This window comes from Streptomyces mutabilis (assembly GCF_014649815.1).
Lineage (GTDB): Bacteria > Actinomycetota > Actinomycetes > Streptomycetales > Streptomycetaceae > Streptomyces > Streptomyces mutabilis.
Window position 1 is genome coordinate 461,240 of sequence record NZ_BMTT01000002.1, and the last position, 11,577, is coordinate 472,816.

The following is an 11,577-nucleotide window of genomic DNA, read 5'->3' on the forward strand; positions in this document are numbered from 1 at the left end:
CGTGCACGGGTTCTGCCCCGCACGTTAACGCAGAGCTGCGACACCCGTACGGAAAAGGGAACGGGCCCCGCACCTCGGAAGGTGCGGGGCCCGTGAACCGGTCGGACGAGCCGTTGGCTCAGACCGCGGCCGGGTCCTCCTCGACGAGGAGGTTGCGGGTGCGGTTGGAGTCCAGCGGGATGCCGGGGCCCATCGTGGTGCTGAGGGCGGCCTTCTTGATGTAGCGGCCCTTGGCGGCCGACGGCTTCAGACGGAGGACTTCCTCCAGCGCCGCGGCGTAGTTCTCCACCAGCTTGGTGTCGTCGAACGACGTCTTGCCGATGATGAAGTGCAGGTTCGAGTGCTTGTCGACGCGGAACTCGATCTTGCCGCCCTTGATGTCGTTGACAGCCTTGGCGACGTCCGGGGTCACGGTGCCGGTCTTCGGGTTCGGCATGAGACCACGGGGACCGAGCACGCGGCCGAGGCGGCCGACCTTGCCCATGAGGTCCGGGGTGGCGACGACGGCGTCGAAGTCCAGGCGGCCCTTCGACACCTCGTCGATCAGCTCGTCGGCGCCGACGATGTCGGCGCCCGCGGCACGCGCGGCCTCGGCACGGTCACCGGTCGCGAAGACCAGGACCCGGGCGGTCTTACCGGTGCCGTGCGGGAGGTTCACGGTGCCACGGACCATCTGGTCGGCCTTGCGCGGGTCGACACCCAGGCGGAAGGCGACCTCGACGGTGCCGTCGAACTTGGTCGTGGAGGTCTCCTTGGCGAGACGGACGGCCTCGAGCGGGGCGTAGAGCTTGTCCCGGTCGATCTTGGCGTCCGCAGCGCGGAGAGACTTGCTGCGCTTGCTCACTACTGCTCCTGTTGGCTTCTTAGGAGTCGTGGTCCGGGCCGAGCAGGCCCTGCCACTACTGCTGCTTGCTTACGGGGTGGAGGTCAGCCCTCGACCGTGACGCCCATGGAACGCGCGGTGCCGGCGATGATCTTCTCGGCGGCGACCAGGTCGTTGGCGTTGAGGTCGGGCATCTTGGTGGTGGCGATCTCGCGGACCTGGTCACGCGTGATCTTCGCGACCTTGGTCTTGTGCGGCTCGCCGGAGCCCTTCTCCACGCCCGCGGCCTTCAGGATCATCTTGGCGGCCGGCGGCGTCTTGGTGATGAAGGTGAAGGAGCGGTCCTCGTAGACCGTGATCTCCACCGGGATGACCCAGCCACGCTGCGACTCGGTCGCGGCGTTGTAGGCCTTGCAGAACTCCATGATGTTGACGCCGTGCTGACCCAGCGCGGGGCCGACCGGCGGAGCCGGGTTGGCGGCACCGGCCTGGATCTGGAGCTTGATGAGCCCCGTGACCTTCTTCTTCTTGGGAGGCATAGCTCTCCGGGTCCTTTCGATTCGGGTCCTGCCCGCGTACGGGGACCACCCGGACACAGGCATACCGCACAACGATAACGGGTATGGATGTGCGGCCAAAAACCGAGCAGGTCAGACAGGCAACCTGGGCCCGTCCGACCTGCTCGGAAGCTGTGCGCCAGAAGCCCTGGCCCTGGAAGGGCTAGTTCTTCTGGATCTGGTCGAAGCTGAGCTCGACCGGGGTCTCGCGGCCGAAGATCTCGACGAGGCCCTTGACCTTCTTCGAGTCGGCGTTGATCTCGTTGATCGTGGCCTGCAGCGTCGCGAACGGGCCGTCGGTGACGGTGACCGAGTCGCCGACCTCGAAGTCCAGGACCTGGACCTCGACCTTGCGCTGCGGAGCCGGCTTGCCCTCGGCCTCGGCGGCCTCGCGGGCGGCCTTCTCCTCGGCCTCCGGGGCGAGCATCTTGACGATCTCGTCCAGCGTCAGCGGGTACGGGTCGTAGGCGTTGCCGACGAAGCCGGTGACGCCGGGGGTGTTGCGGACGACGCCCCAGGACTCGTTGGTCAGGTCCATGCGGACCAGGACGTAACCCGGCAGCTTGTTCTGGCGGATCGTCTTGCGGTCGCCGTTCTTGATCTGGACGACCTCTTCCTGCGGCACCTCGGCCTGGAAGATGTAGTCCTCGACGTTGAGCGAGACGGCGCGCTGCTCGAGGTTGGTCTTCACGCGGTTCTCGTAACCGGCGTAGGTGTGGATCACGTACCACTCGCCGGGGAGGACGCGCAGTTCACGGCGGAGCGCCTCGATCGGGTCGAGCTCGGGCTCCTCGGCCTCCGCCTCGGCCTCGTCGGCCTCTTCGGTGGTCTCGTCCTGGGCCTCGACGGTCTCGTCCGCGTCCGCGGCGGCGTCGTCGGCAGCCTCGGTCTCGGCGGAGACCTGGGTGTCCTCGTTGTCGGCGCCCTCGACGGTGCCGAGCTCGTCCTCGACGGACTCGACCGGCTCGATGGCGTCGTTCACGTTCGGGTCAGACACGGTGGCTGCTTCTTCCTGGATACATAGGGGTGGAACACGCGAAAGGGGCGCCGGGTACCTCGGCGCCCTTCGCTCTCGACTCAGCCGAAGACGTACTTGGCGGCGTGAGAGAAGCCATAGTCAATCAGAGTCACCAGGCCGATCATGATGACCACGAAGATGATCACCACGGTGGTGTACGTCGACAGCTGGTTGCGAGTCGGCCAGACAACCTTGCGCAGCTCCGCGACGATCTGGCGGTAGAAGAGCGCCAGCCGCTTCAGCGGGCCCTTCTTGGCGCGCTTGCCGCCCTTGCGGGACTTCTTCTTGGAGTCCGGAGCCTCGTCCTCGGCATCAGGCATGTCGATGGAGCCCACGGCGTCCGTCACTCGTCCTCACCTGATTCCGGGTCGTGGCCGTGCCGCGCCCGGTCTGAGCCGCACGGCGGTGCATTGCTGTACGTACATGCGCACACATCCTGGCGAAGGTGTGTGTAGCAGGGCCGGAGGGACTTGAACCCCCAACCGCTGGTTTTGGAGACCAGTGCTCTACCAATTGAGCTACGACCCTTTGTGTGTCCCCAACGTACCGCATCCGCCCGGATGCTCGGTGTGCACCGGATGAGCGCGGACCGCTGGAGGCCAACGAGGTGAGAGTGTACGTGCTCAACGGCCGGGCGTCGAACAGAAAGCGCGTCCGGACTGATGTTCAGGCCTCCGCCCGGTCCGGTGCCGGTCCTGTTCAGTCCGTGAAACCCCTGTGCCCGGGAAGTTTCCGGTCTGGAACGATGGGCCCATGAGCGCTGCAACCCCTCCCACCGAGCGCCGGGTCTCCGCCCGGGTCGGTGCGATCTCCGAGTCCGCCACCCTCGCCGTGGACGCCAAGGCCAAGGCCCTCAAGGCCGCCGGACGTCCGGTGATCGGCTTCGGCGCCGGTGAGCCCGACTTCCCGACCCCGGACTACATCGTCGAGGCCGCGATCGAGGCCTGCAAGAACCCGAAGTTCCACCGCTACACGCCGGCCGGCGGCCTGCCCGAACTGAAGGCCGCGATCGCCGCGAAGACGCTGCGCGACTCGGGCTACGAGGTCGACCCGTCGCAGATCCTGGTCACCAACGGCGGCAAGCAGGCCATCTACGAGGCGTTCGCCGCGATCCTCGACCCGGGTGACGAGGTCATCGTCCCGGCGCCGTACTGGACGACGTACCCGGAGTCGATCCGGCTGGCCGGCGGTGTCCCGGTCGAGGTCGTCGCCGACGAGACCACCGGCTACCGCGTGAGCGTGGAGCAGCTGGAGGCCGCACGCACCGAGAAGACGAAGGTCGTCCTCTTCGTGTCGCCGTCGAACCCGACGGGCGCCGTGTACACCGAGGCCGAGACCGAGGCGATCGGCAAGTGGGCCGTCGAGCACGGGCTGTGGGTGCTGACGGACGAGATCTACGAGCACCTGGTCTACGGCGACGCCTCCTCGGTGTCCATGCCGGCGGTCCTGCCCGAGCTGCGCGACAAGTGCATCGTGGTCAACGGCGTCGCCAAGACGTACGCGATGACCGGCTGGCGGGTCGGGTGGGTCATCGGCCCGAAGGACGTCGTCAAGGCCGCCACGAACCTCCAGTCGCACGCCACGTCCAACGTCTCCAACGTGGCCCAGGCGGCGGCGCTGGCCGCGGTCTCCGGCGACCTGGACGCCGTGGCGAAGATGCGGGAGTCCTTCGACCGGCGCCGCAGGACGATCGTGCGGATGCTCAACGAGATCGACGGCGTGCTGTGCCCGGAGCCGGAGGGCGCGTTCTACGCCTACCCGTCGGTGAAGGGGCTGCTCGGCAAGGAGATCCGCGGCAAGCGTCCGCAGGACACGGTGGAGCTGGCCGCGCTGATCCTGGAGGAGGCGGAGGTCGCCGTGGTGCCGGGTGAGGCGTTCGGTACGCCCGGGTACCTGCGGCTGTCGTACGCGCTCGGGGACGAGGACCTCGTGGAGGGGGTGAGCCGGATCCAGAAGCTGCTGGCGGAGGCGCAGGACTGACCGTCGCTCTTTCAGCGGGGCCACACCTCGACGTCGAGGTGTGGCCCTGTTCGTTTGTGCGAGCAAGACCACGTACGGGGAAAGTGCTGTCGGGTCGGGCGTGTCGTGCGGCAGGATCACGGAATGGAGCGTGTACGTGAAGTCTCTGAACTGCCGAAGGCCCATCTCCACCTGCACTTCACCGGGTCGATGCGGCCCACGACCCTGCTGGAACTGGCCGACAAGCACGGCGTGCGGCTGCCCGATTCGCTGAGCGAGGCGCTGGAACGCGGTGAGTCGCCGAAGCTGCGGGCGACGGACGAGCGGGGCTGGTTCCGCTTCCAGCGGCTGTACGACGCGGCGCGGTCGTGCCTCCAGGAGCCGGAGGACATCCAGCGGCTGGTGCGGGAGGCCGCGGAGGAGGATCTGCGGGACGGGTCGGGCTGGCTGGAGATCCAGGTGGACCCGACCTCGTACGCTCCCCGGCTGGGCGGGCTCATCCCGGCGCTGGAGATCATCCTGGACGCGGTGGAGACGACCGTGCGGGACACCGGGATCGGGATGCGGGTGCTGGTGGCGGCGAACCGGATGAAGCATCCGCTCGACGCGCGGACGCTGGCCCGGCTGGCCGTGCGGTACGCGGACCGGGGGGTCGTCGGGTTCGGGCTGTCGAACGACGAGCGGCGGGGCATGGCGCGGGACTTCGACCGGGCGTTCGCGATCGCGCGGGAGGGCGGGCTGCTGTCGGCTCCGCACGGCGGTGAACTGACCGGGCCTGCGTCGGTACGCGACTGTCTGGACGACCTGGAGGCGGACCGGATCGGGCACGGGGTACGGGCCGCGGAGGATCCACGGCTGCTGAAGCGGCTGGCCGACCGGCAGGTGACGTGCGAGGTGTGTCCGGCGTCGAACGTGGCGCTGGGGGTGTACGAGAAGCCGGAGGACGTGCCGCTGCGGACGCTGTTCGAGGCGGGGGTGCCGATGGCGCTGGGCGCGGACGATCCGCTGCTGTTCGGGGCGCGGCTGGCGGCGCAGTACGAGATCGCACGGGACCACCACGGGTTCACGGACGCGGAGCTGGCCGAGCTGGCACGGCAGTCGGTGCGGGGGTCGGCTGCGCCGGAGGACGTGAAGGGGAAGCTGCTGGCGGGGGTGGACGAGTGGCTGGCGGGGTAGGGGGCGCCTGCGGCGGCCTGTGCGGGTTGGTGGCGGGGATGCCTGCGGCGCCGCTGCGGAGCCGGTGGGCGGGCGCGTAGCGCGTTCGGTGGTTGTGGGGCGGGGCCGCGCCGGGGGTGTCCGTCCTCGGAACGGCGCGAAACCGGTCGGCCACAGGACTGAACGGCGTGCGGGCAGTCGTGACTCCCCCAGTGCCTTGAGGGCCCGGGAGGTGCCCCCACGGGCGGCACGGGTGGGCGGTGGGGGCACCTCCCGCTCGTGCGGAGCCGGAGAGTGGGGGCATCCCGCCACGCCGGGCAGCGACACCCGCCCCCGCCCCCCGCCGGGCGCGAAGAGCGCGCCGGGTGCCGTCACCCACCCACCCCGTCGATACCCACCAGCACCGTCCGGACCAGTCGCCCCGCGAACGCGTCGGCCGGCGGCATATCGCCCTCCCTCGTCGCGTCGTAGGCGAACGCCCGCTGCGCACAGGCCCCCAGCAGCAGCGACGCCGCCGCTGGTGTCCGCCTCGGCGCGCACCCGCCCCGCGTCCCGCTGCCGTGCCGACGTCGCTCACGCGATGCTCGCGACGGCCGAGGACGCGGGCACCGTGAAGCAGGGTGTGGGTGTGGCCTACTGAACGGTTCCGGGGGGGGGAACGGGCCTGCGGCTAGAGGCTGACGCCGACCGTCACCGGTTCGTTGACCAGCGTGACGCCGAAGGCCTCCCGGACACCGGCGACGACCTCGCGGGCCAGGGCGAGCAGATCCTCCGTGGTCGCCTCGCCGCGGTTGGTGAGGGCGAGGGTGTGCTTGGTGGAGATGCGGGCGGGGCCGGTGCCGTAGCCCTTGGTGAATCCCGCCTTGTCGATCAGCCAGGCGGCGGAGGTCTTGATCCGGCCCTCGCCCGCGGGGAAGGCGGGTGGTTCCGCGGCGTCGCCGAGGCGTTCGGCCACGCGCGCGCGGAAGGCGGGGAACTCTTCGTCCGTGAGGATCGGGTTGGTGAAGAACGACCCGGCCGACCAGGTGTCGTGGTCCTCCGGGTCCAGGACCATGCCCTTGCCGGCCCGCAGTTCCAGCACGGTGTCGCGGGCGGCGGTCAGCGGCACCCGATCCCCGGCTTCCACGCCCAGGGCGCGGGCGGTCTCGGCGTAGCGGAGGGGCGCGGAGAGCCCGGCGGCGTCCTCCAGTTCGAAGCGGACACGCAGGACTACGTACCGCTCGGGCTCGGCCTTGAAGCGGCTGTGACGGTAGGAGAAGGCGCAGTCGGCGTTGGTGAGGGTGACCGTCTCGCGACTCCTGCGGTCGTACGCGGTGACCTCGGTGATCGTCGAGGAGACCTCCTGGCCGTACGCGCCGACGTTCTGGATGGGGGTCGCGCCCGCGGAGCCCGGGATGCCGGCCAGGCACTCGACGCCGGCGAGTCCGGCCTCGACGGTGCGGGCCACGGCGTCGGTCCAGATCTCGCCGGCCGCGATGTCGAGCGTCGTGCCGTCGAGAAGGACGCCGCGCGTGGCGATGTGCAGGGCGGTGCCGTCGAACCCCTTGTCGCCGATGACCAGGTTGGACCCGCCGCCGATGAGCAGCAGTGGCGTACCGGCGTCGTCGGCCTCGCGGACGGCGGCGATCACCTCGGCGTCGGTGGTGGCCGTGATCAGGCGGGTCGCGGGGCCGCCCAGCCGGAAGGTGGTCAGCGGGGCGAGCGGGGCGTCGTGGAGTTCCTGCACGCGGTCAAGAGTACGAGACGGCACTGACAGGGCTGGGCAGCGGGAAACGCCCCGGCCGGTCGGCCGGGGCGTTCCTCGGTTCAGGCGAGGCGCCTTCGTACGTCGGCCCAGTCCACGGGCAGGTCGTCGCTCGACGCCGGCCAGGTGGCGAACTCGGAGTCCCGCATCTGCGCGGACAGGCCGCGGGAGGTGGGCGCGTGGGTTCCGGAGCGGGCGAAGGCCTTGAGGGCCGCCGGCGACTCCCAGGCGGACAGGGTCCAGAAGGTGCGCTTGAACGGTTCGGCCTTGAGCGTGGCGCCGTACGCACCGGGCGCGGCCTTGACCTGCCGCCACACGCCCGGTGTGCGGGCCAGGGACTTCAGCGCTCCCCACAGGGTGCGCGTCTCGAAGCGGGAGGCGAAGACGTGGACCTCGGTCCCCGGCGGCGGCTGGTTCGGCACGGTCCAGGGCAGGGTGGGCATGTCGGGCTCCTTTCGCGTCGTGCGAGCGGGTCAGCGGGTGGTCGCTTCGGCGGTGGGAAGGGATGCCGGTTCGGCGGCGGAAGCGGGTGCCTGTCCGGCGGGCGGCAGGCTCGCGGCGTGGCCCGTGGGCGTGTCCGCGTCGCGGCGGCGGGCCGGGATCAGCAAGGCCGCGACACCGGCGAGGGCCACGACCGCGGCGCCCACCGCCACCGCGGGCCGCAGCCCGTCGACGAAGGACTGCGCGGACTCGTAGCTGCCTCGGGCGGCGAAGACCGAGGACATGACCGCGATGCCGAGCGCGCCGCCCACCTCGCGCAGGGCGTTGTTGGCGCCCGAGGCGATGCCCTGCTCCTTGGCGACGACGCTGGACATCACCAGGGCGGACGCCGGGGCGAAGAACAGGGCCATGCCGATGCCGCTGATGATCAGGCCGGGCAGCTGGACGGCGTAGGAGGCGTCGGCCGTGACCACGGAGGCGAGGTAGCCGAGGCCGGCCGCCTGCAGGAAGAGGCCGGCCGCGACGACCGGGCGTCCCCCGATCCGGTCCGAGAGGATGCCGGCGATCGGCGCGACCAGCATCGGCATGCCGGTCCAGGGCAGCATGCGCAGCCCCGCCTCGGTGGGCGTGTAGCCGAGCACCCCCTGCAGGTACTGGGCGAGCAGGAAGATCGAGCCGAACATCCCCAGGAACATCAGCAGGCTCGCCGCGTTGACGCCGGCGAAGGCACGGGAGCGGAACAGCCGCATCGGGAGCATGGGGTTCTTCGCCCGGGTGCTGTAGAGGACGAAACCGACGAGCAGCGCGGCGCCGGCGAACAGGCTGGTCAGCACCACGGGGCCGGTCCAGCCGTCGACCGGACCGCGGACCAGCCCGTAGACGATGCCGAAGAGTCCACCGCTGGCGAGCAGTGTGCCGGGGACGTCCAGAGGGGCGCCGGTGCCGTGCGACTCGGCGAGGCGGAGGCGGGCGAGCGGCAGCAGGGCCAGGCCCAGCGGAACGTTCAACCAGAAGATCCACTGCCAGGAGATGTGCTCGGTGAGGCTGCCGCCGACCAGCGGGCCGGAGGCGACGGCGAGCCCGTTGACGGCGCCCCAGATGCCGTACGCCATCCCGCGCCGTTCGGCGGGCACGGCGGCCGTCAGCAAGGTCAGTGTCAGCGGCATCATGATCGCCGCGCCGACGCCCTGCACCGCGCGGGCGGCGATGAGCGAGTCGAGGCCGGGTGCCAAGGCCGCGGCGGCGGACGCGGCGGTGAAGACGGCGATGCCGACCAGGAAGAGCTTGCGGCGGCCGAAGCGGTCGCCGAGGGCCGCGCCGAACATCAGCAGCACGGCGAAGGTGAGCGTGTAGGCGCTCACGGTCCATTCGAGGTCGTGCAGCGCCCCGCCCAGGTCCTCGCGGATGGAGGGCAGGGCGGTGGTGACGACGAGGTTGTCCAGGGCCGCCATGAATCCGGCGACGCTGGTGATGACGAGGGCCCAGGCCGTTCCCCCACGGCGGGTGCCCGGTCGTGCGCCTTGCTGTGACATCTCTCCCCCAGAGGGTGCACGCTGTGTCGGACTTCTCTCCGACGATGAGTTATTTAGTTATTGATGACTAACTTTCGCGGGCATGCCGAAGGGCCGCCCCCGCGCGGACGCCGCGGGCCTAGGCCTCGTCGCCCTGGTCCGGCTTCGCCCGCGCCGAGAGGTAGAAGCCCTCCCAGACCCGGTGCTCCGGCGGGAAGCCCATGCCGGACAGGGCGTTGACGAGCATGCCGTACGCCATGAAAGTCGTCGTCCCGTTCACGTCGCCACCGAGCGGCACATGGACGGCGTCGAAGATCTCCATCCAGCCCTTGCGCACCATCTCGCCGAACTCGTGGTCCCCGGCGGCCTCGGCCGCCGACACCGCCACATACGTCTGCAACTGCATCTGCAGCCTTTCGGGCTGCTCGGCGATCAGTCGCGTGTAGGCGTCCGCCATGGCGTGCAGCGCCTCTTCGCCGTGGAGGCCCTCCGAGGCCTCCACGAAGACCTGGCGCGTCTCCTGGAGGCACCGCTGCGAAGCCGCCAGGAAAATCGCCTTCTTGCCCGGGAAGAGCCGGAAGAGGTACGGCTGGGAGACCCCCACCCGCTTGGCGATGGCCTCGGTGGACGTGCCGTAGTAGCCGCCCCGGGAGAACTCGCTCATCGCCGCGCGGATGACACTCTCGCGCCGCTCCTCTGCGCTCATCCTGACCATGGAGCGTAAGTTAGTACTCAATCACTAACTACGTCAAGCGCCGACGGGACGTGGATACGCGTAAGGGGCGCACCTCCCTGGGTACGCCCCTTACGCCTTGGACCGTCAGGCGAGCCGCACGACCGCGCGGGACATGCCCAGCACCTTCTGGCCGGCGCTGATCGCCGTCAGGTCGACGCGGACGGTGTTGTCGTCGAGCTTGGCCGCGACCTTGGCGCTCACCTCGATGAGTGCACCCTTGTCGTCGTTGGGGACGACGACGGGCTTGGTGAAGCGGACGCCGTACTCGACGACCGCGCCCGGGTCACCGGTCCAGTCGGTGACCACGCGGATCGCCTCGGCCATGGTGAACATGCCGTGCGCGATCACGTCCGGGAGGCCGACCTCCTTGGCGAACTTCTCGTTCCAGTGGATGGGATTGAAGTCGCCGGAGGCTCCCGCGTACCGGACCAGCGTGGCGCGGTCCACGGGGAAGCTCTGGGCGGGCAGCTCGGTGCCGACCTCGACGTCGGAGTAAGAGATCTTCGCCGTCATCGGAACGCTCACGCCTCCTCGGCCGCGCGGGCCACCAGTTTGATCCAGGTGGTCACGACGTGCTCGCCGGCCTCGTCGTGCACCTCACCGCGGATGTCCAGGATGTCGTTGCCCGCCATCGACTTGATCGCCTCGATGGTCGAGGTGACGCTCAGCCGGTCACCGGCGCGCACGGGACGGGAGTAGGCGAACTTCTGGTCGCCGTGCACCACCCGGCTGTAGTCCAGGCCGAGCTGCGGGTCCGCGATGACCTGTCCGGCCGCCCGGAAGGTGACGGAGAACACGAAGGTCGGCGGCGCGATCACGTCCGGGTGGCCGAGCGCCTTCGCGGCCTCCGTGTCCGTGTACGCCGGATTCGCGTCACCCACCGCCTCCGCGAACTCACGGATCTTCTCCCGGCCCACCTCGTAGGGCTCGGTGGGCGGATAGGTCCGCCCCACGAAGGACTGGTCGAGCGCCATGGGCTCGGCACCTCCTGATGGTGTCTGTCGACCTGCTGCTGGCCACTGCTGCTCGGTCACCCTGCTGTCTGCCGCAGGTGACCAAACGACGTGAGGCCGCCCCCGGTGTGTCGGGGACGGCCTCGCGTACGAGCCTGATTTATCGCGTTTCGCGGTGCGCGGTGTGCGCGTTGCAACGCGGGCAGTGCTTCTTCATCTCCAGTCGGTCCGGGTTGTTACGCCGGTTCTTCTTGGTGATGTAGTTCCGCTCCTTGCACTCCACGCAGGCCAGCGTGATCTTCGGGCGGACGTCGGTGGCAGCCACGTGAGTGCACTCCTTGACGAACGGATTGATGGAATTAACGCAAGAAAGAGTAGCCGACTGAAGGACCGACCCCGCAATCGGCTACTGAGAGTAGCGGTGACCGGACTTGAACCGGTGACACAGCGATTATGAGCCGCTTGCTCTACCGACTGAGCTACACCGCTGTGATGCGATCGGGCCCCGCCTTGCGGCGGGAACCTCTCACACCAGAGCCCCAAAACGGAATCGAACCGTTGACCTTCTCCTTACCATGGAGACGCTCTGCCGACTGAGCTATTGGGGCGAGCGATGAAGACATTACACGGTCGCCCGCCGTTCGCCCAAATCCGTTTCGCCGCCCCTGCCCCGGCCCGTA

At 69.7% G+C, this 11,577-nt stretch carries 13 protein-coding genes, 3 tRNA genes and 1 pseudogene; 2 read left to right on the forward strand and 15 right to left on the reverse strand.

Features of this window, described 5'->3' with window-relative positions; all coding sequences use genetic code 11:
• Positions 1 to 118: 118 nt before the first annotated feature.
• The 5 genes from rplA to IE142_RS06330 form a co-directional block, all read right to left on the reverse strand.
• A complete protein-coding gene (gene rplA / locus IE142_RS06310; protein ID WP_100044830.1) occupies positions 119 to 844 on the reverse strand; it encodes a 50S ribosomal protein L1 in 726 nt (241 codons plus the stop codon).
• Between the two features lie 83 nt (positions 845 to 927).
• Positions 928 to 1,362, reverse strand: coding sequence for a 50S ribosomal protein L11 (gene rplK / locus IE142_RS06315; RefSeq protein WP_191884755.1), 435 nt, complete (start codon positions 1,360 to 1,362; stop codon positions 928 to 930).
• Positions 1,363 to 1,543: 181 nt separating this feature from the next.
• Positions 1,544 to 2,377, reverse strand: coding sequence for a transcription termination/antitermination protein NusG (gene nusG, locus IE142_RS06320; protein ID WP_191884756.1), 834 nt, complete (start codon positions 2,375 to 2,377; stop codon positions 1,544 to 1,546).
• A gap of 80 nt (positions 2,378 to 2,457) precedes the next feature.
• Positions 2,458 to 2,745 carry a preprotein translocase subunit SecE gene (gene secE / locus IE142_RS06325; RefSeq protein WP_043381098.1) on the reverse strand — a complete coding sequence of 96 codons (288 nt, stop codon included), beginning with the start codon at positions 2,743 to 2,745 and terminating at the stop codon, positions 2,458 to 2,460.
• A gap of 108 nt (positions 2,746 to 2,853) precedes the next feature.
• Positions 2,854 to 2,926, reverse strand: a tRNA-Trp gene (locus IE142_RS06330).
• 225 nt (positions 2,927 to 3,151) lie between these two features.
• Between IE142_RS06330 and IE142_RS06335 the strand changes: the two genes are divergently transcribed.
• Complete coding sequence (locus tag IE142_RS06335) at positions 3,152 to 4,378, forward strand: pyridoxal phosphate-dependent aminotransferase (protein ID WP_191884757.1); 1,227 nt, start codon at positions 3,152 to 3,154, stop codon at positions 4,376 to 4,378.
• 123 nt (positions 4,379 to 4,501) lie between these two features.
• Entirely contained in the window at positions 4,502 to 5,533 is a 1,032-nt protein-coding gene (locus IE142_RS06340; protein WP_043381104.1) for an adenosine deaminase, read from the forward strand.
• 350 nt (positions 5,534 to 5,883) lie between these two features.
• Here the strand turns inward: IE142_RS06340 and IE142_RS36335 are convergent.
• The 10 genes and pseudogenes from IE142_RS36335 to IE142_RS06390 form a co-directional block, all read right to left on the reverse strand.
• Positions 5,884 to 6,070: pseudogene (locus tag IE142_RS36335) on the reverse strand (TetR/AcrR family transcriptional regulator); the annotation flags it as partial.
• 112 nt (positions 6,071 to 6,182) lie between these two features.
• Complete coding sequence (locus tag IE142_RS06350) at positions 6,183 to 7,238, reverse strand: UDP-N-acetylmuramate dehydrogenase (protein WP_191884758.1); 1,056 nt, start codon at positions 7,236 to 7,238, stop codon at positions 6,183 to 6,185.
• A gap of 80 nt (positions 7,239 to 7,318) precedes the next feature.
• Positions 7,319 to 7,699 (reverse strand): DUF3291 domain-containing protein, encoded by a 381-nt coding sequence (locus tag IE142_RS06355; RefSeq protein WP_191884759.1) that lies wholly within the window; start codon positions 7,697 to 7,699, stop codon positions 7,319 to 7,321.
• 30 nt (positions 7,700 to 7,729) lie between these two features.
• Positions 7,730 to 9,229 (reverse strand): DHA2 family efflux MFS transporter permease subunit, encoded by a 1,500-nt coding sequence (locus tag IE142_RS06360; protein ID WP_229830179.1) that lies wholly within the window; start codon positions 9,227 to 9,229, stop codon positions 7,730 to 7,732.
• Positions 9,230 to 9,347: 118 nt separating this feature from the next.
• Positions 9,348 to 9,923: a TetR/AcrR family transcriptional regulator gene (locus IE142_RS06365; protein WP_191884760.1), complete on the reverse strand. Its 576-nt coding sequence runs from the start codon at positions 9,921 to 9,923 to the stop codon at positions 9,348 to 9,350.
• 105 nt (positions 9,924 to 10,028) lie between these two features.
• Positions 10,029 to 10,457: a MaoC family dehydratase gene (locus tag IE142_RS06370; RefSeq protein ID WP_191885052.1), complete on the reverse strand. Its 429-nt coding sequence runs from the start codon at positions 10,455 to 10,457 to the stop codon at positions 10,029 to 10,031.
• Positions 10,458 to 10,465: 8 nt separating this feature from the next.
• Positions 10,466 to 10,918, reverse strand: a complete 453-nt coding sequence (locus tag IE142_RS06375) for a MaoC family dehydratase N-terminal domain-containing protein (RefSeq protein WP_191884761.1) — start codon at positions 10,916 to 10,918, stop codon at positions 10,466 to 10,468.
• A 139-nt stretch (positions 10,919 to 11,057) separates the two neighbouring features.
• Positions 11,058 to 11,222 carry a 50S ribosomal protein L33 gene (gene rpmG, locus IE142_RS06380; RefSeq protein WP_003948671.1) on the reverse strand — a complete coding sequence of 55 codons (165 nt, stop codon included), beginning with the start codon at positions 11,220 to 11,222 and terminating at the stop codon, positions 11,058 to 11,060.
• Between the two features lie 91 nt (positions 11,223 to 11,313).
• Positions 11,314 to 11,386, reverse strand: a tRNA-Met gene (locus tag IE142_RS06385).
• A 46-nt stretch (positions 11,387 to 11,432) separates the two neighbouring features.
• Positions 11,433 to 11,505: transfer RNA gene (locus IE142_RS06390), tRNA-Thr, on the reverse strand.
• Positions 11,506 to 11,577 lie beyond the last annotated feature (72 nt).